The following is a 22350-nucleotide window of genomic DNA, read 5'->3' on the forward strand; positions in this document are numbered from 1 at the left end:
TTGCACGTTTCAGCCCTTCTTGCGGTAGATGTGGAAGCCGCCATAGATGGCGGAGCGGTCATCGGCGCCGAGCCGCAGCGCGGTTTCGGCGTCGTAGTGCCACTGGTCCAGCAGGGCCGGGGAGACACGGCCGGGCACGATGCTGTCTTCCGCCGCCGTGCGGAAGATCACGACCGCACCTTCATCCGCCGTGCGGGTGATCTCGGTCCAGAGGTCGTTCAGCTGCTGGTCGGTCATCCAGTCCTGTGCGTCGAGCAGGATGTAGCGATCGACGGAGCCGGCGGATTTTCCGGCGAGAAGCTCGGTGAAGCTTGCGTGATGCACTTCGACGCGCTCGGCATTGTTGCGGATCGCCTCATAGGCGCCGGCGTCGAGATAGGGCGGCAGGTCGCCTTCATGCGGCAGCGGGTAGCGGCGGCCGAAGGCCTGCCAGGCGAAGTAGTTTTCGCGCAGCGGGAAGTGACAGGTGAGCTTTTCCAGGCGATGGCGCAGAACGGCGGCGAGCGACTTTTCGGCACTCAGGCTTGCGAGCTCGTCGAACTGCTGCGGCGGAATGCCGAGGCCGAAGAGGGAGCTCTTGCGCCCGGTGATCCAGCGGATGACGGGACGATCGAAGAGCGGTGCCAGGCGCTCGTCGAAGAACTGCCGCTGTTCACGCATGGAGCGCGCCTGGACGAAGTCCTCCGGATTGACCCCGTGCAGGCGGGCAAGCAGGTGGCTGGCCGCAATGAAGCGGCCGAGCAGGCCGGTGCGGTAGATGTTGCGCCCGAAGACGCCGATGCGCCGGCGGCCGGTCATGTCGCGGCCGTTCCAGTAGCTGCGCGCCGCCGTATCGAGCTTCGGTGCGAGGAAGAGATCGAAGGCCTGGACGTTGCTCGCCGTGCCCTGGGTCGCGAGAAACCGCGTGACGTCCTTGTGGCTCGGCAGGTGGCGGAAAGCTGCGAGCTTCAGGCGGTTGAGCGCGATGTGGTGCGGATTGAGGTCGACGACGTCTATTCTGCGCGGGCCGGCCGACAGGTAGGTCAGCATGTTGCAGCCGCCGGAGCCGATGGTGACGATCCGGCTTTCCGGGGTCAGCTGCATCGCCTCCATGTCGACGATCGGATCCTCCCAGATCTGCGGATAGACGAGCCCCGAAAAAAGCAGGCCGAAGAGGCGTTCCGAGAGGCCTGCGAGGGAGAAGGTCTTGTGCTGGAGCAGGGCGTTTTTCAGCTTCGGATTTTTTCTGCCAAAGCCTACGTCGGGAGCGAGTTCATTCATCTCTGCCGGTCATCCAGTTGAAACTTAGGCGCTTCTAAAGTGACTCGGCTACACTTTGATGACGGGCTTTCCACAAGGGTCGGGCCGGCCTCCTGAGCCCAAATCTACAATTTTTCACCCATAAGAATTCATTAAACCCTGACGTGCTAGCACCTCCTCACATACGGGGGGCGTCGACATGATGTTAAGTACGTTTCTGCCGAAGCCCGAGCAGCGATTTGCGGCTGCCGGCGCGGCATTGGGGGCTCTGGTTTCTGCGGCGTGGCTTGCCGGTGGAACCGCTCTTCCCGGCGAGATGGCGCCGCACTGGGACGTTCCCGCCGTGCTGGCAGCCGGCGCGATGCCTTTCATTCTCGGCGGCTCCTTCTATCGCTGGCGCTATTCGCGCCGGCTCGAACTCGAGTTGCGTGCCGCGCGGCGCGCCGAGCGCCGCCTGCGCAACGAAGTTCATCGTGACAGGCTGACGGGACTTGCAAACCGCGCAGCGCTCGAGGCCGACATCAGCCAGGCACTCTGTGCAGAAGGTACCGCGTTTGCCCGCAATGCCCTGCTTCTTCTCGACCTCGACCGCTTCAAGGTGATTAACGATACGCTGGGCCATGACGCCGGCGACCGGTTGCTGGCGCTGTTCGGCGCCCGTCTCAGGCGTGCCTTTGCCGGCGAGGCGACGATCTACCGGCTGGGCGGCGACGAGTTCGTGCTTGCGGCTGCGCACGCGCCGTCTCAAGCCGATGCCGAAATGCTCGCGACGCGGGTGGAGAAGCTGTTCGAAGCGCCGTTCGATCTCGGGGAGACGCGCATCGCGTCCGGCTGCAGCATCGGCATCGCCTTCATCGAGCGGTCGGACAAGTCGACATCCGACGTGTTGAAAAGGGCGGACCTAGCACTCTACGAGGCCAAGGCGATCAGCGGCAACAGCCATGCCTTCCACTCGGAAACCCTGAGCCATGCCGTGCGGCAGCGGGCGGAAGCCGAGCGCGATCTTACGCGCGGTTTCGAGGCGGACGAGTTCTTTCTCGCGTTCCTGCCGATCCTCGGCGTTGAAAGCGGCTCCATCGGCGGGTTCCAGGCGCTGCTGCGCTGGCGGCATCCCTATCTCGGCGTCATCGGCGCGGAAACGTTCGAGCCGCCGGAACAGAGCGCGATCACGCTGGCGCTTGGCGCCTGGGCGCTTCAAGCCGCCTGCAGGCAGGCGGCCGGCTGGAACGTCCCCAGGGGGCTGACGATCGCACCCTTCGTCTCGCAACTGCGCGACCGCGATTTCGTCCCCCAGGTGGAGCGGTGCCTTTCGGATGCCGGACTTTTGCCGGAGCGGTTGACGATCGAGGTCGCCGAGGGCGTCTCGACCGACGATCTTGTCATCGTCACCGACAACTTGCGGGGGCTACGTGCGCTCGGCGTTCGCGTCGCGCTTGGCGGCGGCTCCGCCTCGTCGCTGCCTCTGAATCAAATCTCCGACGTGCAGCCCGACCAGGTGACCGTCGATCTTGCCGCCGTTCGTGCCGCACATGGCAGCGAGCGCAGCGTGGCCCTGCTCGCCTGCCTGATCAAAACAGGACAGGTGCTGCGGCTTTCGATCGCCGTCAGCGGTGTCGAGAAAGAGAGTGAGGCGGATTGTGCGCGGGCCTGCGGTGCTGCCGAGATCCGCGGTCCCTGGGTTTCGCCTGTTATGGCCGACGTCTCGGTGCTCGTCGGCGACGGCGAGGCGGAAGAGTCGCGCCGCTCGGCCCGGGCTTAAGCGAGACCACGTCACGGGCAGAAAAGCGCTGCACTTTTTTCGACCGCCTGAACGTCTTTCTAATATGAAAAGTTGAGCCGGCCGGGGCTTTCCCTTGCGGCAAAATGCTGGTTCTCTTTGCGCATCAGGCCGGAGGATCGCATGAGACGTTTGTTGAAGATTTCGGGTGCTGTCCTGGCGCTGATCGTCGTCGGCCTGTTCGGCTGGCTTGCGCTGGCGCCGCCGGAACTGCTGAAGGTCGGCGACGGCTATGCCGCGAAAATCGTCTGCTCCAACGTCTTCATCGCCGGGCGCGATGCCCAGGCGGTGCTCGCCGACGACGTGCAGGCCCCCGGCCATCCCTTGCTCAAGCTCGTGCGCGTCGGCGTCGACAAAGAGAAGCAACTGGTGACGGCGCGCATCCTCGGTTTTGCCGCACCCGGTTATGCGGCCTACCGTCCGGGTGCCGGCTGCGCCAGCCTGCCCGACGGCAATGCCGCGGCCCTGGCACCGATCGAAACGAAAACCGCCGCGGCAGCGCCGGTGCCGGGTGCGGCATGGCCCGAAGGCGAGGGGGCCGCGATCGAGCCGGCCCTGCAGAAACTCATCGAGGACGCCGATCTCGCCGGGCCCGGCATGCGGGCGATCGCCGTGATCCGCGACGGGCAGCTGGTGGCGGAAACCTATGGCAAGGGTTTTAACCGTTCGACGCCGCTGCTCGGCTGGTCGATGACCAAGTCGGTGACCGCGGCGCTGATTGGCCTTCGGATCACTGACGGGCGCATGGACGCGTCGCAACGAAACCTGCTGCCGGAATGGGCCGGGGACGAGCGGTCGGCCATCACGCTTGCGGACCTGATGGGGATGCAGAGCGGGCTTTCCTTCAACGAGAATTATGGCGCCGTCACCGACGTGACGCGCATGCTCTATCTGGAAAAGGACATGGCGGGTTTTGCCGCCACGCGGACGCTGGGTGCAAAGCCCGGCGCGAACTTCAGCTATTCGAGCGGCACCAGCACGCTGCTGTCGCGGATCTGGATGCGGACCTTCGACGACCCGGCGGCAGCGCTTGCCTTTCCCTATGACGCGCTGTTTGCGCCGCTCGGCATGACGAGCGCCGTTCTGGAGACGGACGAGGCCGGAACCTTCGTCGGTTCCTCCTACATGTATGCGACGACGCAGGACTGGGCGCGGTTTGCGCAGTTCCTGCTGCAGGATGGCGTCTGGAAGGGGAGGGCGATGCTGCCGAAGGACTATGTCGCCGTCATGCGCACGCCGACCAAGGCATCGGGCGGGAAATACGGCCAGGGTCAGGTTTGGCTCGAGGAAAACGGCGCGCGGGCAGGAACGGGCAGTTTCCCGGCGGACGCCTTCTGGATGCTCGGCCATGACGGCCAGGCGATCATGCTCGTGCCTTCGCTGAAGCTGGCGGTCGTGCGGCTGGGCCTTACGCCCTCACGCCTTGGCTACGACGTGCAGAAGCTCAACGCCAAAATAATTGAGGCGCTCGATTGAGCGCCTCATAAGGGAATTCCTGAACCGTCGAGAAGCAGCTTCGCTTCGGGCAAGCCGGATGACCGACTTACTTCATGCCGAGCTCTTCGAGCAGGCCCTTGCGCTTGGCGTGGTAGTAATAGCCGCTGGCATAGAGCTTGACTGCGCCGTCATGCTGGTTGTCGGCCACCATCCAGGCGCCATGCAGATACTTGGTCGCGTATTTGAGGTTGGTTTCGGCGTCGAACAGACCTTCGGCCGGACCGTCGTAGCCGAGGCCCTTGGCGGTGTTGTAGCGGATCTGCATCAGGCCGTAATTGCCCTTGCTGTAGGCGCGCGGATTGTAGTTGCTCTCGCGCTTGACGACGCGGTGCACCAGTTCCACCGGAATGCCGTTGAGATCGGCATAGTACTTGATCATCTTGTCGAGTTCGGGACGCGAGCTCGTCGGCGTCTTGGTGAACTTCATCGAATCCGGAATGACGTTGGCGACTGCGGCCACCGTCGAGCCGATCACGCCGGTCTTCGGGCGCTCGGTCGGAACGATCATGCGGTTGGCGACCAGCGTTTCGAGGCCGACCGGTTCGCCGGTGTCGAAGTCCGATTCCATTGCGGCCGCAACTGCGAGCGTCGAGACCGGCAGGTCCTGGACGCGCGTGGTCTTGGTTGCCGCCGGCGAAAGGGCGGCGGATGCAACTTGCGTTGCGTCGGCGGGCGAGGGGGCTTCAGCGGCGGCAATCGCCGCGCTGGCGCCGTTCTGGGTCGTCGGGGCAATCATGGCAAGCGCCATGGTGTCGCCCGGCTTGGACGCGGGAACCGCGACCAGTGCAGGGGCAGCTTCGGCGCCCTGTGCCAGATCGGTCGCGACCGGGTAGGTGGCGGCGACGCCAGCGGTCTGGCCTGCCGTCTGCGCCGTCAGGGCCGCGCTCGTTGCGGTGGCGACGCCGTCGGGCGTCGGCAGCGCATAGGCCGTCATTTCGGTGCCGGGCTTGGCGAGGGGCGTGACCGTCTGCACGGCCGTGAGGTCTGCCAGCGACGTGTGCTCTACCGTTGAGCATCCCGAGACGATGGTCGCCGACAACAAAGCTGCCATGCCAAACGTCTGTTTGGAAAGGGAAATACGGTAATTCGCCATTCTGTCACTTTCGTGCTTCTGGGCCCCGTAGCCCCTGCAAATCAGCGGTTGCCAGCCGCCAAGCGTGAATCTCCATTAACCTATGAGGCTGGCGGCGGCAAGCGTGGGGGCGAATTTCAGGCCGTGGCCCGCTTCATCGTCGCCGTCAGAAGCCCGGCGCCGATCAGCATGGAGCCGCCGGCGCGGTTGACGATCCGGCGTACATTCGGCTTGGAAATCGTGCTGCGGGCAGCGGTCGCAAGGGCTGCATAGAGGCTGGCGTTGAGGATCGCGAGCGTCAGGAACGTCAGCTCGAAAATCGCCATCTGGGTAAAGAGCGGCTGGCCGAGATCGAGGAACTGCGGCAGGAAGGCGACGAAGAAGACGATGCTCTTCGGGTTCAGTGCGGTCACGGCATAGGTATGAAAGAAGATGCGCAGCGGGCGTTCCGTCGACGTGGTTTCGAGGTTGGCGTCGCCGCCGGCGGCCACCGGCGCGCGCCAGAGCTTGATACCGAGCCAGATGAGATAGGCAGCGCCCACCCATTTCAACACGGTGAAGATGGCGGCGGAGGTGGCAAGCAGGGCGCCGAGGCCGAGCATGGAGGCGGTCATGGCGGTGAAATCGCCGAGCGCCACGCCGGCGACCGTCGCGCCCGCGGTTCTGCGGCCATGGCCGAGCGCATAGGAAATGACGAGGAGAATGGTGGGGCCGGGGATAGCGAGCAATACGGCCGAGGCCGCGGCAAAGGCAAACCAGTGTTCGAACGACATGAAAAAAGCTCCGCGTTTGAGGGCGTCTCGGCAATCAATTTGCCGAGCCAGCCACGGAAACGCGGAGCCGTCAACGTCTAATCAGGCGTTGTCGGCGGATGTCCTATGCACCCGCCGGCAAGTGTCGTTCAGTGCTTCTGGGCTTTCCACTTCTGGCCGATGACGTCCATCACCTCGCCGAACCACTTGGTCGAGGTGTCGAACTGCTTGCCGCCCTTGATGCGCGGGAACTCGATGGTGCGCAGCTTGCCACCCTGGTCCTCGTCGTGACCGGTGACGCCCGAGACCTTGTTGAGCGCGCTTTCGACGGCGAGATCGACCATGCTCTGGATCAGGCGCAGGTCGTCGCCGTTGGCCGGAGCCGAGCGGGCGTAGTAGCCGGACTTCTGCACCATGGAGCGCTCGGCGCCGAGAAGGGCCGCGAACTGCTTGGAGAACCAGTTGCCGACATTGATGGTGTCGATCTTCACGTGGCCGAAGGCGTCGCGCTTGACGGTCTCGCCGGCGGCTTCCCGTTCGGCGACGATGGCGTCGAGGCAGGCGCCTTCACTGACGAACAGCGTGACGAAGCCCGAGCGGTCCATGACCTGGCGCAGGCGGTCTGCTTCGGCCTGCAGGTCGAATTTCATCTCCGGCAGGTAAAGGCCGTCGATGTTCTTCATCTGCCGGTTCATCATGAAACCGTCGACAAATTCCTTGTCGTCGGTCATCTGGATGTAGGAGCGGGCGGTGGCCGCCGTCAGCCAGCCGCAGTGGCGGCCCATGACTTCATGGACGACGAGCGTGCGCGGCGCGGCGCTCTGTTCGTTGCTGACATTGTCGAAGAAGCGGGCGCCGTATTCGGCAGCCGTCCAGGCGCCGAGCGTCTGGCGGATCGGAACGACGTCGTTGTCGACGGTCTTCGGCAGGCCAACCACGGTCAGGTCGTAGCCGTTGGCGCCGAGATAGGCGGCAAGATCGGCAGCGGTCGTGTTGGTATCGTCGCCGCCGATGGTGTGCAGGATCGAGATGCCGTCCTTGGCAAGGCGCTCGGCCGCGACACGCAGCGGGTTTTCGCCTTCCTTGACCAGGCCGCGCTTGACGCAGTCGGCGGCGTTGGTGAGCTTGACGCGGCTGTTGCCGATCGGCGAGCCGCCATGGCGGTGCAGGATATGGGCCTTCTCGCGCATGTCGCGGGTGATTTCGATCTGGTCACCAAGGAGCACGCCCTGGTAACCCGAGCGGTAGGCGACCAGTTCGTATTCGGGCGCTATGTCCGTATAGCGCTCGATCAGTCCTCCAACGGCCGATGACAGACAGGGTGCGAGCCCGCCGGCCGTCAGCATTGCGACTTTTTTCTTGGCCATGTTTCCTCCTCGGGACTTTGGCATGCGATGGGTGCGGCCTCCATAGCGCAAATCGGATGGAATTTAAATGACGGCCCTGTGGATGTTGTGTCGAGGCGGGGAGGGAACGGCCGCGTTCTGCCGTCGGAGACGAAGGGCAGGCCCGGCGCCGCGCCGATTGTCGCAGGCGCCGACCGGCGATCAGAAGGCGCGGCCTTCGCAGGCGGTGCATTCGGCGCGTTTTGCGGCATAAATTTGCCGCTTCGGATCGCTAGGGTGTTCCCAAGGGAACAGCTTTCCGTCTACCAGCTGTCGCAAGTTCCAATCGATGGATTGACAATAGTGAGGTGCCATCACAAATTCGTCATCCTCGTGGTTCGGACCATCCCACCGCTTGCAATTTGCCACCACACAAGTCCATGCTATACGCTGGAGAGACAGGGATTCTCGCATGTCATTCTGGGACAGCCTCCTCAAGATCGTTACCGCCACCGGCAATGCGCTTGCCGGTGTGGTCGAGGCCGTGCGTACCCTGTTTGAGGGCGATCCGGAGACACGGCGCAAGGTCGCCTTCTCCGTCGCGATGATCGCGCTTTCGGCCAAGATGGCCAAGGCCGACGGCATCGTCAGCGAAGCCGAGGTCGCTGCCTTCCGCGACATCTTCCAGTTCCCGCCCGACCAGGCGCAGAACGTCGCGCGTCTCTATAACCTGGCGCGCCAGGACGTCGCCGGCTACGAGGCCTATGCCGAGAAGATGGCGTCGCTGTGTTCGTCCTGCGAAGAAAACTGCCCGATCCTCGAAGATATCGTCGACGGCCTGTTCCACATTGCCAAGTCCGACGGTGCGGTTCACGAGCGCGAATTGGCGTTTTTGTTGCGGGTCGGCGAGATCTTCGGCATGGACGAGGCGCATTTCGGTCGCATCATGGCCCGTCACGTGCACGGCGACGGTCGCGACCCCTATCAGGTGCTCGGCGTTTCGCGTAAGGATGATTTCGCCGACATCCGCAAGCGCTACCGTGTGCTGGTTTCCGAGAACCACCCGGACATGCTGGTTGCGCGCGGCGTACCGCAAGAATTCCACGCGATCGCCAATGATCGCATGGCGGCCCTCAATGCCGCCTATGAGGCGATCGAGAAAGAACGCCGAGCTGCATGACGTCTAAATACTGCGACTATCCGGGGGCTCGCTTCATGCCGTCGCCGAATTTCGGCGAGCGCGCTGACAAGCGGGCACCGGATATGATCGTGCTGCACTACACCGGCATGGCGACGGGCGCTTCGGCGCTCGAATGGCTGTGTCGTGAAGAGAGCCAGGTTTCCAGCCACTATTTCGTTCACGAGGACGGGCGTGTTGACCAGCTCGTGCCCGAGACGCTGCGTGCCTGGCACGCGGGCAAGAGCTACTGGAAGGGCGAAACCGACATCAACTCCTCTTCGATCGGCATCGAGATCGCCAATCCCGGCCACCCCGGCGGACTGCCGGATTTTCCGGAGAAACAGATCGAAGCGGTCGTCGAATTGTGTCGGGACTGTGGCCAGCGGTGGTCGATTGCCCCGGAAAGGGTGCTGGCGCACAGCGATATCGCCCCCATTCGCAAGGTCGATCCGGGAGAAAAATTTCCCTGGCACGTTCTTCACCGCGAAGGCGTCGGGCACTGGGTTGAGCCGGCGCCGATCGGCGGCGGGCGCTTCTTTCAGCGCGGCGACCGCGGCCAGCCGGTGGAGGCCATCCAGTCGATGCTGTCGCTCTATGGCTACGGCATTGAAGTGACTGGCGATTTCTGCGAAAAAACCGAGGGCGCCGTTGCCGCGTTCCAAAGGCATTTCCGGCAACAGAGGGTGGACGGCATCGCCGACATCTCAACCCTCGATACGCTCCATCGCCTGCTTTCCGGGCTGCCGCAATTCATCGCCTGACGCGGAAGAATTTTTCGTCCTGAAGTCAGTTTTGCGGATGTTCGTGGCATGTTTTTTTAGCTTTGCCACATGTTTACCATGATGCGCCGTTCATTTCCCGCTCATTGAAACTGCAGGAGCTTCAGGGCGCAACGCTCACTTCCTGTGAATGAAACGATCGGGACGTGAGGCTCGAAGCGGGGTGCGCTTCGGTCCAATCCCCAGACCGGAGAATTCAAACTACATGAGAATATCGTCTGTTGCTGCGGTGGCGGCATGCCTTGGCATGTCCTTCGCCGGGATGGGTACGTCGTATGCGGGGAATGTCGACAAGACCATCAAGACCTCTTCCATCCCGTCCGTCACCCGGACCACAGGCTTCCCGAAACCGGACCTTCCCAAGAACGTTCAGTATTCAGCCCTCATCAAGAGCTATGCGAAGCAGTACGGCGTACCCGTCGATCTGGCGCATGCGGTCGTCAAGGTCGAAAGCAATTTCAATCCCAAGGCACGCGGCAGCGCCGGCGAAATCGGCCTGATGCAGATCAAGCCCGCCACGGCGCGCATGATGGGCTATTCCGGTTCCTCCAAGGGTCTCTACGATCCGGAAACCAACATCAAGTTCGGCATGAAGTATCTCGCCATGGCGCACGAGCTGTCGGGCGGCACCACCTGTGGCACGATCCTGAAGTACAATGCCGGCCATGGCGCCAAGCGCATGAACCCGGTTTCCAAGCGCTATTGCGGCAAGGTCCAGGACATCATCGACTAGAACACCGCGCGTTCCACTGGGCGCACGAAGAACGCACAGGCGTTCTCAGACCAGAGCATCTTTTCGCCTCGGTGGTTCCACTTGAGAGCGGGCGCCCCGGTCGATCGACAGACAAGCGTGGGTGATGCATTTGCCCGCGCGACGAGAGAGCATCATCCGCCGGCCACGCGGCCATGGCGGATGCTCCAGCCGGACAGGTCTCGCGTTCCGGCGCACCAATTAAATCCTTGAGTGGTGGTGTCCTGTCGGCGCCGATATGCTACCTCCTTCCCGTGTCAGCGGAGCGGGGATGGGCATGTCGGAAAGCTTTGATTTCATTGTCGTCGGCAAGGGCATGATGGGCGCGGCTGCTGCCCGGCACCTGGCGCTGTCGGGGGCGAACGTTGCGCTCGTCGGCCCGGACGAACCGAGCGACTGGGCCAGCCATTCCGGCGTCTTTTCCAGCCATTACGACAATGCCCGCATCACCCGCACCATCGACGACGATCCCGTCTGGGCGCGCCTTGCCCGGCGCTCGATCGAGCGCTACGACGAGATCGAGCGCGAGAGCGGCATCCGGTTCTATCATGAGGTCGGCTGCCTGATGGCCGGGCCGGCGCCGGGATCGAGCTACGACTATATCGAGCAGGTGGAGAGGGCACGGGATGCGCTCGGCGTCGAGGCTCCGCTCTACGACCGCGAGACGCTGTCGCAGCGTTTTCCCTGGTTCCGTTTTCCAGAGGGGGCGGCCGGCGTTTACGAGCGCCTTGGCGCCGGTTACGTCAATCCGCGTGCGCTCGTTGCCGCACAGGTCGTCTGCGCCGAGAGGGCCGGCGCGCGGATCGTGCGCGACGAGGTTCGCTCCATCGCAGAAACCGCCGGGCGGGTGATCGTTACCACGCTCAAGGGCGATCGGCTGACGGCGCCGCGGGTCATCGTCGCGGCCGGTGGCTTCTCGCTTTCCAACACGCTGCTGCCGCGGCCGATCGACCTGACGGTGAAGGCCCGCACGGTGCTGTTCGCCGAGGTGGCGGCGAGCGAGCTGCCTGACTTCGAGGGCATGCCTTCGCTGATCGGTGCGGCGCCAGAGCAGGAGAAGAGCTACTACCTGTTGCCGCCGGTCGGCTATGCCGACGGCAAGACCTACATCAAAATCGGCGGCGATCCGAGCGATAGAACGCTTGATGATGAGCCGGCGATACGGCACTGGTTCCGCGGGCCTGGCGGTGCCGCCGCAGCCGAGCATCTGCGTCGGCTGCTGGCCGAGGTGATGCCCGCTTTCAAGCCGGCCTCCACTCATTTTTCGCCCTGCGTCACCTCGTTCACCCGGCATGGCCTGCCCTATATCGGTTTTGCCGAGAGCGACCGAATCGCTGTCGTCACCGGCGGTAACGGCCAGGCGGCAAAAAGCTCCGATGAAATCGGCAGGCTCGGCGCTGTCCTCGTGCAAAACGGCCGGATCGATGAGCCCGAATATGACGCCGATTTCGCGGTGGCGTTCCGTTAGGCGAAGGCGGCATCCGCCAGGCTCCAGCCGATCTGCCTGTTGGTGGCTTTCGAAACCCTGCCGTTTTTTCTGGCGCCGGGCGGGGGCTTGCGTTAAGGAGCGCCTGCCAGTTGGCCGGGCAGCCGCTCTCCGCAAGTGCCGAAAGGCCGCGGGGGGAGGAAAGTCCGGGCTCCACGGAAGCACGGTGCCGGATAACGTCCGGCGAGGGTGACCTCAGGGAAAGTGCCACAGAAAGCAAACCGCTCCGCTTGCGGAGTAAGGGTGAAAGGGTGGGGTAAGAGCCCACCGCGGACATGGCGACATGGACGGCACGGCAAACCCCACCGGGAGCAAGACCGAATAGGGATGACGCGGACGCGCAAGCGCCCAGCCTGTTTCCGGGCCAGTCATCCGGGTGGGTTGCAAGAGGCTGCGTGCAAACGTAGTCCCAGATGAATGGCTGCCACGTTCCGTTGCCTTCGGTGGCGGGGCCATACAGAACCCGGCTTACAGGCCAACTGGCGATTTTCTCTCTCTCTCTCTCTCTCTCTCTCTCTCTCTCTCTCTCTCTCCTCTCAATGCGGGCCGAACGGTTCAGAGCGCGCGGATCGCGCCTTGCAAATCGGGCTGATCCGCATGCCATTTTTGCGGCCGGCAGCGGTGCAGGTTTAGGCGGTTTTGTCGTTGCCGCCGTGCATTCTTCTCTTGCGATGACGCGCAAGCGCCTCTGCGCAACGGTGTGTCTGCGCTTTTTCTCACATTCTGATTTTTCAACGATTTGAAGCCGTTCGACCGTCGCATTCCCGCACGGTGGGGGTCTCTTCGTAACCCTTCGTTAAACTTAACAACCTATCAATATTTGATCAGCCCGGCGGCTGTTTACGATCCATTCCCATTGACGCCCATATGGTCCCATGATATCCCATAATGGCACTGCGCAGGGGCTGCTTCGCGGCCCAAAATCGCAAGAATCCAATGCCTTCCGGCTTCGGAGGGTGGTCGGACATTCCACTGTTCGGCGGGGCTGTTTTGCGTGCGGAGTGACGTGTTCTCGCGGGTCGATGATCGTGGCCCGTCAGTCTTGGGCGGCCGTTTCGCGTTATGAACCGCTTCTTGTCACATGCCACCAATCGGATCGATGCGAAGGGGCGGGTCTCCGTTCCCTCGGTGTTTCGCTCCGTGCTGTCGGATGGGGGCGTTCGGGAGCTATACTGTTTTCAGGATTTCGTCTTTCCGGCGGTCAGCGTCGGTGGGCCGGAGCTCCTGGATCGGTTCGAGAAGCAGATGGCGGCCGAGGATCCTTTTTCCCCGGAGGCCAACGAGATGTCGCTGCTGGTTCACGGCGGCGGGGTCTTTGTGAAGCTCGATCCGGAAGGTCGGTTGATGATGACGGATTTTATCCGCGACTTCACCGGCATCTCGACCGACGTGATGTTCGTCGGGCGGGGCGATTATTTTCAGCTCTGGGAGCCGCAGGCCTTTCAAAAGGCGCAGGCGGCGGCCCGGGAAGGGCGCAAGTCACGGGGGTTGCGTCCAGAATAGAATGGAGAGAGGGAATGGTGACGGATCAAGGCGGAGGTATTTCTGAAGCCGAAGGCGGATCGGTTCGTCACATTCCCGTTCTCTTGCCGGAAGTTCTGGCGGCCCTTGAGCCGGCGCCCGGCAAGGTGATCCTCGATGGCACCTTCGGTGCCGGTGGTTACAGCTCCGCAATCCTGAAAGCCGGTGCCGACGTGATCGCGCTCGACCGCGACCCGACGGCGATTGCCGCCGGCCAGGCGCAGGTCGCCGAGTGGGGCGGTCGGCTGAAGCTTATTCATGCGCAATTCTCCGACCTTGCCGCCCAGGCGCCCGAGGGCGGGCTTGATGGCGTTGTGCTCGATATCGGCGTTTCCTCCATGCAGATCGACGAGGCTGAGCGCGGCTTCTCCTTCCAGAAGAAGGGGCCGCTCGACATGCGCATGTCAGCTTCGGGGGTTTCGGCGGCCGATGTCGTCAACCGCGCCAAGGTCTCCGACCTCATCCGCATCTTCGGTTTTCTCGGTGAAGAAAAGCAGGCGGGCCGCATCGCCCGCGCCATCGAGAAGCGCCGGGCCGAACAGCCCTTCGAAACGACCCGCGACCTTGCCGGCCTGATCGAGGTGGTGACGCCGCGCAAGGCCAAGGACAAGATTCATCCGGCGACCCGCGTCTTCCAGGCGCTGCGCATCTTCGTCAACGACGAGCTCGGCGAACTGGCCGAGGCGCTGTTTGCGGCCGAGAAGGCGCTGAAACCGGGCGGCCGCCTCGTTGTCGTTACCTTCCATTCGCTCGAAGACCGCATCGTCAAGGCCTTCTTCCAGGACCGCTCCGGCAAGGCCAGCGGTTCGCGCCACCTGCCGATGGTTTCGGCGCGGGCGGCAACCTTCACGCCAGTTGGCAAGCCTATGGTGTCGGCCAGCGAGGAAGAAGCGTCCCTCAATCCGCGTGCGCGCTCCGCCAAGCTGCGCGCCGGTATCCGCACTGAGGCTCAGTCGCCGGGAAACGATCTGTCCATTTTCAATCTGCCGGAACTGGCAAGCCTTGCACGGCTGGGGGGCTGACAAGACATGCTTCGAACGTTCGATATCGTTCTGATCGTCGTCATGACGGCCGCGGCCACGGTGACCTACACGATCAAGCATCGCGCCGAAAACAAGCTTGAGGAAGTCCGCAGGCTCGACGTGGCGATCAAGCTCGAGGAAGACACGATCGACCTGCTTCGGGCCGACTGGGCGCTTCTGACCCAGCCGAACCGGCTTGAGCGCCTCGTCGGCGCCTTCGGAGCCGACCTGCAGCTCGTGCCGACCCCCTCGACGCAGCTCGCCCAGCCGCAGGAACTGCCGATGCTGAAGGCCGATCTGCCCGTGCCCGAGGACAAGTCAGCCAAGGATGGCATCGCTGCCATCATCGAAAAGACCGATAAGATCGCAACTGGCTCGGTGGCGCGCTGATGTCGTTTCTCTCCCGCATCATGGTGTTGAAAAGCAAGGCGCACTTCTCGGCGGGCGGCAACAACCGACCGGCCGAAAGCGGCGTCAACGTCACCTTCCAGGGGACACGCAAGAAGACCACGAACCAGGCGAAGAACCGCGTCGCCATCGTGATCTGCAGCTTCGGTATCGTCTATGCCGTCATCGGCGGCCGCCTGGTGCAATACGGCATGGCGGCGCCCGAGACCGTTTCCAGCATCGGCCGGGCCGACAACCTGATGGCGTCGCGCCCCGACATTCTCGACCGCAACGGCGAGATCCTCGCGACCGACATCCGCACCGTCTCGCTCTATGCCGAGCCGCACAAGATCGTCGACGCCGACGAGGCGGTCGAGCGGCTGGCGACGGTGCTGCCCGACATCAATAGCCGCGAAATCTACAACAAGCTGAAGTCGAAATCGCGCTTTCAATGGCTGCGTCGCCAGCTGACCCCGAAGCAGCAGTCGGAGATCCTGGCGCTCGGCATTCCCGGCGTCGGCTTCCGTCCCGAAAAGCGCCGCTTCTATCCCGGCGGCCACACCGCCGCGCATATCCTCGGCCACGTCAACATCGACAACCGCGGCGTTGCCGGCATGGAGCGCTACATCGACAGCCAGGGGCTGGCCGACCTTGCCGCGATCGGCATGACCAGCGACGCCAAGCTCGAGCCGGTGAAGCTCTCGATCGACGTGCGCGTGCAGAACATCGTGCGGGACGTCATCGATGCCGGCATGAAGAACTACCAGGCGCTCGCTGCCGGCGCCGTCGTGCTCGACGTGCACACCGGCGAAGTGCTGGCCATGGCGTCGGTACCCGACTACGACCCGAACAAGCCGGCCGAAGGGGCGGAAGAGGGCTGGATGAACCGCATGTCGAACGGCACGTTCGAGATGGGCTCCACCTTCAAGACCTTCACCATCGCCATGGGGCTCGATTCCGGCAAGGTGACGCTGAACGACAGTTTCGACGCCTCGGCGCCGATCCGCATCGGCGGCTTCACCATCAAGGACTTCCACGGCAAGCGCCGCGTTCTGACCGTTCCGGAAATCTTCCAGTACTCGTCGAACATCGGCACCGCGAAGATCGCCGACCTCGTCGGCATCCCCGGCCACAAGGAATTCCTGACGCGCCTCGGCCTGCTTTCGAAACTGCCGACCGAACTGCCGGAAGTGAAATCCCCGACGCAGCCGCGCGAATGGAAGAAGATCAACTCGGTCACCATCTCCTTCGGTCACGGCGTCTCGACGACGCCTCTGCAGACGGCGGTCGCGGGTGCCGCACTCGTCAACGGCGGCAAGCTCATCGAGCCGACCTTCCTGCCGCGCACCGAAGAGCAGGCCGACGCGGTCGCCACGCCGGTGGTCAAGAAGAGCACCAGCGACGACATGCGTTTCCTGCTGCGCTGGAACGGCATTGCCGGCTCCGGCAAGCGCGCGCTGGTTCCGGGCTTCAACGTCGGCGGCAAGACCGGTACGGCCGACAAGGTGGTCAACGGCCGCTATGCCAGCGACCAGAACTTCAACGCCTTCCTCGCGGCCTTCCCGATCGACAACCCGAAATACATCGTGCTGACCTTCATCGACGCGCCGAAGACCGGCGAAGGTGGCGGGCGCACCGCAGGCTCGAACGCGGCTCCCATGGTTCGTGACATCATCAGCCGCTCTGCGCCGCTGCTTGGGGTCGAACCAAAGTTTGGAGAAGACGGTTCTGCCTTGCTTGTGTCTTATTAGACATGAAATGAGAAAGCGGACGATTCGCGATTCTTGCGGATCGAAATCGATGCGAGACGTGCGTTCATGAAGATCAAAGACCTGGCGGGATCGAACTTCCCGGAACTTTCGGCGCAATTGAGCGGCGCTGCCGCCGATATCGACGTTGCCGGACTGACGGCCGATAGCCGGCAGGTTCAGCCAGGGGATCTCTTCGTCGCCGTTTCCGGCAGCAAGGCCAATGGCAGCACCTATGTCGCCGACGCCCTGAAGCGCGGCGCGGTCGCCGTCGTCACCGAAACGGGCTCTGACGTCGACGCCTCGGCGGCGCCGGTGCTCAAGCTTTCCGAACCCCGCGCCTTTCTCGCCCGCGCTGCCGCTGCCTTCTATGGCCGCCAGCCCGATACCATGGTCGCCGTCACCGGGACCGCCGGCAAGACCTCGGTCGCCTCGTTTACCCGCCAGATCTGGGCCCATTCTGGTCTTGCAGCCGCGATGATCGGCACGACCGGCGTCATCGCGCCGGGGCGTAACGATTACGGTTCGCTGACGACGCCCGATCCGGTGTCGCTGCACAAGCTGCTCGCCGAACTTGCCGATGCAGGCGTCACCCATGCGGCGATGGAGGCCTCCAGCCACGGTCTCGACCAGAGCCGGCTCGACGGCGTGCGCCTTGCGGCTGCCGCCTTCACCAATCTTGGCCGCGACCACATGGACTACCACCCGACGGTGGAGCACTACATGGCCTCCAAGATGCGGCTGTTCGAGGCGCTGTTGCCGAAGGGCGCGCCGGCGGTGATCTTTGCCGACGACCAATGGTCGGACCAGGCGATTGCGGCCGCCCGCAAGGCCAAGCTCGACGTGCGCACCGTTGGCCGCAAGGGCGATTATATCTCGCTGAAGCGGGTCGAACATTTCCGCCACAAGCAGTCGGCCGAAGTGCATGTCGGCGACGACATCTTCGAAATCCACATTCCGCTGGCCGGCGACTTCCAGGTCGCCAATGCGCTCGTTGCGGCAGGCCTTGCGATGTCCACCGGCATCAGCGCCAAGGCGGCCTTCTCCGCGCTTGAAAAGCTGCAGGGTGCCTCCGGTCGTCTCGAACTGGTCGGCCAGACCCGGGACGGCGCGCTCGCCTATGTCGACTACGCCCACAAGCCGGATGCGCTCGAAAACGTGCTCGCCTCGGTGCGCCCGTTCACGACCGGCCGCGTCGTCGTGGTCTTCGGCTGCGGCGGTGACCGTGACAAGGGCAAGCGCCCGATCATGGGCGAAATCGCCACCCGGCTTGCTGACGTGACGATCGTCACCGACGACAATCCGCGCTCTGAAGTGCCGGATGTGATCCGCGCCGAAATCATGGCTGCGGCCAAGGGCGCGATCGAAATCGGCGACCGCGCCACGGCGATCCGCACGGCGGTCGGCATGCTGAAGACCGGCGACACGCTGATCGTCGCCGGCAAGGGGCACGAGGAGGGGCAGACGATCGGCTCCGTCACGCTGCCCTTCTCGGATCATGCGGAGGTCCGCAAGGCATTGGGAGGCTTGTGATTTGAACTGGCTCTGGACAAGCAGCGATCTCCTGGCCGCCATGAACGGCCGGCCGGTCGGCAATCTGCCTGAAGGCATCTCGGGGATCTCCATCGACAGCCGCTCGATCGGCAAGGGCGAAGCTTTCTTCGCGATCAAGGGCGATCGCGTGGATGGCCACGACTATGCGGGCATTGCGCTTGCCAATGGCGCCGCGGTGCTGGTCGTCAGCGAAGGCAAGCTGCCGGCGCTCGGACGGCTGAATGCGCCGATGATCGTCGTCGACGACGTGCTCGAGGCGATGATCCGGCTTGGATGCGCCGCGCGCGACCGTAGCGCCGCCAAGATCATCGCCGTCACCGGTTCGGTCGGCAAGACGACCACCAAGGAGATGCTGCGCCACGTGCTGCAGCCGCAGGGCCGCGTGCATGCGTCGGTCGCCTCCTTCAACAATCACTGGGGCGTGCCGCTGACGCTTGCACGCATGCCCGAGGCCACCGATTTCGGCGTCTTCGAAATCGGCATGAACCATCCGGGCGAGATCAGGCCGCTGACCGCCATGGTGCGCCCGCACGTGGCCATCGTCACCAGCATCGCCGCCGCCCATCTCGGCAATTTCGAGAGCCTCGACCAGATCGCTGAAGCAAAGGCCGAGATCTTCGAAGGCGTCGTCAATGGCGGCCACGCGCTGATCATTCACGACAGCCCGCAATACAAGCTGCTCGAAGACGCTGCGGCTGCAGCCGGCGTCAGCCATATCCATTCCTTCGGCGCGAACCCTAAGGCCGAATTCCGGCTCGTCGAATTCAGCGGCGGTGCGGAAGGTTCGATCCTCTGGGCCGGCATCGGTGGTCGCACGCTCGAAGTCGCGATCGGTGCCCCCGGGCGTCACATTGCCGAAAACGCGGTTGCGGTTCTGGCAGCGGTCAAGCTTGCCGGCGGTGATCTCGACTATGCGGCTTCGGCGCTTGCAACCATGCAGGCCGAAACGGGCAGGGGCCGGCGCCATACGCTTGTCATCGGCAGCGGTACGCTGAAGCTGATCGACGAGAGCTACAACGCCAATCCGAGCTCGATGCGGGCGGCGATTTCGCTGCTGCGCGACAGCGAGCCGCCGGTCGGCGGCCGTCGCGTTGCCGTGCTCGGCGACATGCTGGAAATGGGCGAACACGCGGCCGAGGTGCATGCGGCACTTGCCCGTCCGCTCATCGAAGCCGGCATCACCGACGTCTGGCTCGCCGGGCCGCTGATGGCGCACCTGCGCGACGCGCTGCCGCCCGAAGTTTCGGTTGTTTACCGCGAGAGCGTCGAGGACCTCAAAGCCTACGCGCTGGCCGCTGTCGCACCGGGCGACGTCGTCATGGTCAAGTCATCCAAGGGGACCGGCTGCGCCAAGATCGTGCAGGCGTTGATCGACACCTATCCGGCGGCGCAAGCCGAGGAATACGCGGCCGAGGGATCCGAAGCCGAGGGATAGCGGGCAATAAAAGAGCCGGCGGCACCGCCATGATGGCGCGGTGGATACAGTTTGAGGTTAGGCCGCGCGCCCTAACACTTTCTCATGCAAGCGCGTATCGTTTTTCAGATGATTCTGTTGGACGTGTTTCGAAATACTACGGCGCCGCGCTATTCCCGGGGCGGGAAAGCTTCGCTGTAACACTTTAAACTGCTGCATCATTGTGCAGGAAACCTTTGGGGAAAGGTCCCTTATGCTCATTTGGCTCGTGGAACTGGCGGACCACTTTCAGTTTTTCAATCTTTTTCGCTACATCACGTTCCGCACCGGTGCGGCGCTCTTCACGTCGGCCATGATCGTCTTCCTCTTCGGGCCCGCGATGATTGCCTCGCTGCGCATCCGCCAGGGCAAGGGCCAGCCGATCCGCGCCGACGGGCCGCAGACGCATTTCAAGAAGGCCGGCACGCCGACCATGGGCGGCCTGATGATCCTGGCCGGCATCGTCGTTTCGTCGCTGCTGTGGGCCGATCTGTCGAGCGTCTACGTGGTCTCGACCCTGCTCGTCACGCTCGGCTTCGGCGCCATTGGCTTCTACGATGATTACCTCAAGGTTACGAAGCAGTCGGACAAGGGCTTTTCCGGCAAGGCGCGCCTCGGCATCGAGTTCGTGATCGCGGCGATCGCCGTGTTCTTCATGATGCAGGCCTCGCTCTCGAGCGGCCCGTCCGGCTCCACCTTCGGTTCCTCCGTCACTTTCCCCTTCTTCAAGGACCTGATCGTCAACCTCGGCTATTTCTTCGTGCTGTTCGGCGGCTTCGTCATCGTCGGCGCCGGTAATGCCGTAAACCTGACCGATGGTCTCGACGGTCTCGCGATTGTGCCTGTGATGATCGCCGCTGCCGCCTTCGGCTTGATCGCGTACCTTGCCGGTAACGCCGTCTTCGCCAACTACCTGCAGATCCATTTCGTGCCCGGCACCGGCGAGCTTGCCGTCATTCTCGGCGCCGTCATCGGCGCCGGTCTCGGCTTCCTCTGGTTCAATGCGCCGCCGGCCGCCATCTTCATGGGCGACACCGGTTCGCTGGCGCTCGGCGGCCTGATCGGCACCGTTGCCGTCGCCGTCAAGCACGAGATCGTCATGATCATCATCGGCGGCCTTTTCGTCATGGAGACCCTGTCGGTCATCATCCAGGTCTTCTGGTTCAAGCGCACCGGCCGCCGCGTCTTCCTGATGGCGCCGATCCACCACCACTTCGAAAAGAAGGGCTGGACCGAAAGCCAGGTCGTGATCCGCTTCTGGATCATCGCCGTTATCCTGGCGATGGTCGGCCTCTCCACCCTCAAGCTGCGGTGAGCGGACGATGATCCCGGTCACCTCCTTCAAGGGCAGGAAAGTCGCTCTCTTCGGTCTCGGCGGTTCGGGGCTGGCCACGGCTGAGGCGCTCGTCGCCGGTGGCGCCGCGGTCACCGCCTGGGACGACAACCCGGACAGCGTCGCGAAGGCTTCCGCCGCAGGCGTGCCGACGGCGGACCTGCGCACGCTCGACTGGGCGGCCTTTGCCGCCTTCGTGCTGTCGCCCGGCGTGCCGCTGACGCATCCGAAGCCCCACTGGACGGTGGAGCTCGCTCATGCGGCCGGCGTCGAGATCATCGGCGACGTCGAGCTTTTCGTGCGCGAGCGCCGGGCGCATGCGCCCGATTGCGCGTTCATTGCGATTACCGGCACCAACGGCAAGTCGACGACGACGGCGCTGATCGCCCATATCCTCAAAGAAAGCGGCCGCGACACCCAGCTCGGCGGCAATATCGGCACGGCGGTGCTGACGCTTGACCCGCCGAAGGCCGGACGCTTCTACGTGGTCGAGTGCTCGTCCTACCAGATCGATCTGGCGCCGACGCTGAACCCGACCGCAGGCATTCTGCTCAATCTCACGCCGGATCATCTCGATCGCCACGGCACGATGCAGCATTACGCCGACATCAAGGAACGGCTGGTTGCCGGCAGCGGCACGGCGATCGTCGGCGTCGACGACAGTTTTTCGGCGCTGATCGCCGATCGCGTCGAGCGCGCTGGTACCAAGACCGTGCGCATTTCGCGCCGCCATGTGCTGGCAAGCGGCCTTTATGCCGAGGGCTCGCGCATCCTGACGGCCGAGGGGGGCACGTCCAGCCTGTTCGTCGATCTCGACGGTATCCAGACGCTGCGCGGCGGTCACAACGCCCAGAACGCGGCAGCGGCCATCGCTGCCTGCCTTGCGGTCGGCGTCAGCGCTACGGAAATCCACGCGGGCCTGAAGAGTTTCCCCGGTCTCAAGCACCGCATGCAGCCGGTCGGCCGCAAGGGCGCGGTGGTTTTCGTCAACGACAGCAAGGCGACCAACGCGGATGCGGCGGCGCCTGCGCTTTCGAGCTATGACCGTATCTACTGGATTGCCGGCGGCCTGCCGAAGGAAGGGGGCATCACGACGCTTTCACCTTTCTTCCCAAAGATCGCCAAGGCCTATCTGATCGGCGAGGCTGCACCCGCCTTCGCCGCGACGCTCGGCGACGCGGTGCCCTATGAGATCTCGGGCACGCTGGAGCAGGCAGTGGCGCATGCCGCGGCTGATGCCGGCAGGGACGAGACGGGCGGTTCGGCGGTGATGCTGTCACCGGCTTGCGCAAGCTTCGACCAGTATAAGAACTTCGAGGTACGCGGTGATGCCTTCGTCGGCCATGTGCGCGCGATCGAAGGCGTGACGATGCTGATTTGATCCCTCGACCGGCGCGCAGGCGTGCCGGTCGATGCGGAAGGTGGTGCGGGATTTCGGACGTGGGCGCGATGGGCGCCGGAGAAGGGGACTGAC

General features: G+C 63.9%; 18 protein-coding genes and 1 other RNA gene. 15 read left to right on the top strand and 4 right to left on the bottom strand.

Annotation, left to right across the window (positions count from 1 at the left end; translation table 11 throughout):
- Positions 1-9: 9 nt before the first annotated feature.
- Positions 10-1260 carry a DUF3419 family protein gene (locus OKW20_RS18365; protein ID WP_429174028.1) on the bottom strand — a complete coding sequence of 417 codons (1251 nt, stop codon included), beginning with the start codon at positions 1258-1260 and terminating at the stop codon, positions 10-12.
- Positions 1261-1438: 178 nt separating this feature from the next.
- Between OKW20_RS18365 and OKW20_RS18370 the strand changes: the two genes are divergently transcribed.
- Entirely contained in the window at positions 1439-2998 is a 1560-nt protein-coding gene (locus OKW20_RS18370; protein WP_429174030.1) for a putative bifunctional diguanylate cyclase/phosphodiesterase, read from the top strand.
- A gap of 141 nt (positions 2999-3139) precedes the next feature.
- A complete protein-coding gene (locus OKW20_RS18375) occupies positions 3140-4492 on the top strand; it encodes a serine hydrolase domain-containing protein (RefSeq protein WP_429174032.1) in 1353 nt (450 codons plus the stop codon).
- 67 nt (positions 4493-4559) lie between these two features.
- Here the strand turns inward: OKW20_RS18375 and OKW20_RS18380 are convergent, their stop codons facing one another.
- The 3 genes from OKW20_RS18380 to OKW20_RS18390 form a co-directional block, all read right to left on the bottom strand.
- Positions 4560-5606 (bottom strand): transglycosylase SLT domain-containing protein, encoded by a 1047-nt coding sequence (locus OKW20_RS18380; RefSeq protein ID WP_429174033.1) that lies wholly within the window; start codon positions 5604-5606, stop codon positions 4560-4562.
- Positions 5607-5722: 116 nt separating this feature from the next.
- The gene (locus tag OKW20_RS18385; protein ID WP_429174035.1) at positions 5723-6358 is read right to left on the bottom strand and encodes a LysE family translocator; all 636 of its coding nucleotides are present in this window, start codon (positions 6356-6358) and stop codon (positions 5723-5725) included.
- 128 nt (positions 6359-6486) lie between these two features.
- On the bottom strand, positions 6487-7704 hold the full coding sequence (locus tag OKW20_RS18390) for a pyrophosphate--fructose-6-phosphate 1-phosphotransferase (protein WP_043615863.1): 1218 nt from the start codon (positions 7702-7704) through the stop codon (positions 6487-6489).
- Positions 7705-8134: 430 nt separating this feature from the next.
- Here OKW20_RS18390 and OKW20_RS18395 point away from each other — a divergent pair, with 430 nt between their 5' ends.
- The 13 genes from OKW20_RS18395 to murD all read left to right on the top strand — a co-directional run bounded on the left by OKW20_RS18395 (position 8135) and on the right by murD (position 22257).
- Positions 8135-8842, top strand: a complete 708-nt coding sequence (locus tag OKW20_RS18395) for a J domain-containing protein (protein WP_043615866.1) — start codon at positions 8135-8137, stop codon at positions 8840-8842.
- Complete coding sequence (locus tag OKW20_RS18400) at positions 8839-9603, top strand: N-acetylmuramoyl-L-alanine amidase (RefSeq protein ID WP_043615869.1); 765 nt, start codon at positions 8839-8841, stop codon at positions 9601-9603. The genes OKW20_RS18395 and OKW20_RS18400 overlap by 4 nt, the downstream gene beginning before the upstream one ends.
- A 223-nt stretch (positions 9604-9826) precedes the next feature.
- The gene (locus OKW20_RS18405; protein ID WP_043615871.1) at positions 9827-10354 is read left to right on the top strand and encodes a lytic transglycosylase domain-containing protein; all 528 of its coding nucleotides are present in this window, start codon (positions 9827-9829) and stop codon (positions 10352-10354) included.
- A 295-nt stretch (positions 10355-10649) separates the two neighbouring features.
- Positions 10650-11840, top strand: a complete 1191-nt coding sequence (locus OKW20_RS18410) for an NAD(P)/FAD-dependent oxidoreductase (RefSeq protein WP_043615980.1) — start codon at positions 10650-10652, stop codon at positions 11838-11840.
- A gap of 106 nt (positions 11841-11946) precedes the next feature.
- An RNA gene (rnpB, locus tag OKW20_RS18415) (RNase P RNA component class A) lies at positions 11947-12345 on the top strand.
- Between the two features lie 575 nt (positions 12346-12920).
- Positions 12921-13361 (top strand): division/cell wall cluster transcriptional repressor MraZ, encoded by a 441-nt coding sequence (gene mraZ, locus OKW20_RS18420; protein ID WP_429174038.1) that lies wholly within the window; start codon positions 12921-12923, stop codon positions 13359-13361.
- A gap of 14 nt (positions 13362-13375) precedes the next feature.
- A complete protein-coding gene (gene rsmH, locus OKW20_RS18425; RefSeq protein WP_429113246.1) occupies positions 13376-14401 on the top strand; it encodes a 16S rRNA (cytosine(1402)-N(4))-methyltransferase RsmH in 1026 nt (341 codons plus the stop codon).
- Positions 14402-14407: 6 nt separating this feature from the next.
- The gene (gene ftsL, locus OKW20_RS18430; protein ID WP_429174040.1) at positions 14408-14791 is read left to right on the top strand and encodes a cell division protein FtsL; all 384 of its coding nucleotides are present in this window, start codon (positions 14408-14410) and stop codon (positions 14789-14791) included.
- Positions 14791-16539: a peptidoglycan D,D-transpeptidase FtsI family protein gene (locus OKW20_RS18435; RefSeq protein WP_429113249.1), complete on the top strand. Its 1749-nt coding sequence runs from the start codon at positions 14791-14793 to the stop codon at positions 16537-16539. Before ftsL ends, OKW20_RS18435 begins: the two co-directional genes overlap by 1 nt.
- Positions 16540-16605: 66 nt before the next feature.
- Positions 16606-18069 carry a UDP-N-acetylmuramoyl-L-alanyl-D-glutamate--2,6-diaminopimelate ligase gene (locus OKW20_RS18440; RefSeq protein WP_429174042.1) on the top strand — a complete coding sequence of 488 codons (1464 nt, stop codon included), beginning with the start codon at positions 16606-16608 and terminating at the stop codon, positions 18067-18069.
- Position 18070: 1 nt separating this feature from the next.
- A complete protein-coding gene (locus OKW20_RS18445; RefSeq protein ID WP_402319116.1) occupies positions 18071-19525 on the top strand; it encodes a UDP-N-acetylmuramoylalanyl-D-glutamyl-2,6-diaminopimelate--D-alanyl-D-alanine ligase in 1455 nt (484 codons plus the stop codon).
- A 232-nt stretch (positions 19526-19757) separates the two neighbouring features.
- The gene (gene mraY, locus OKW20_RS18450) at positions 19758-20858 is read left to right on the top strand and encodes a phospho-N-acetylmuramoyl-pentapeptide-transferase (protein ID WP_043615886.1); all 1101 of its coding nucleotides are present in this window, start codon (positions 19758-19760) and stop codon (positions 20856-20858) included.
- A gap of 7 nt (positions 20859-20865) precedes the next feature.
- Positions 20866-22257: a UDP-N-acetylmuramoyl-L-alanine--D-glutamate ligase gene (gene murD / locus OKW20_RS18455; protein ID WP_429174044.1), complete on the top strand. Its 1392-nt coding sequence runs from the start codon at positions 20866-20868 to the stop codon at positions 22255-22257.
- Positions 22258-22350 lie beyond the last annotated feature (93 nt).

Origin of the sequence: Ensifer sp. LBL (genome assembly GCF_050435225.1) — a bacterium.
Taxonomy (GTDB): domain Bacteria; phylum Pseudomonadota; class Alphaproteobacteria; order Rhizobiales; family Rhizobiaceae; genus Ensifer.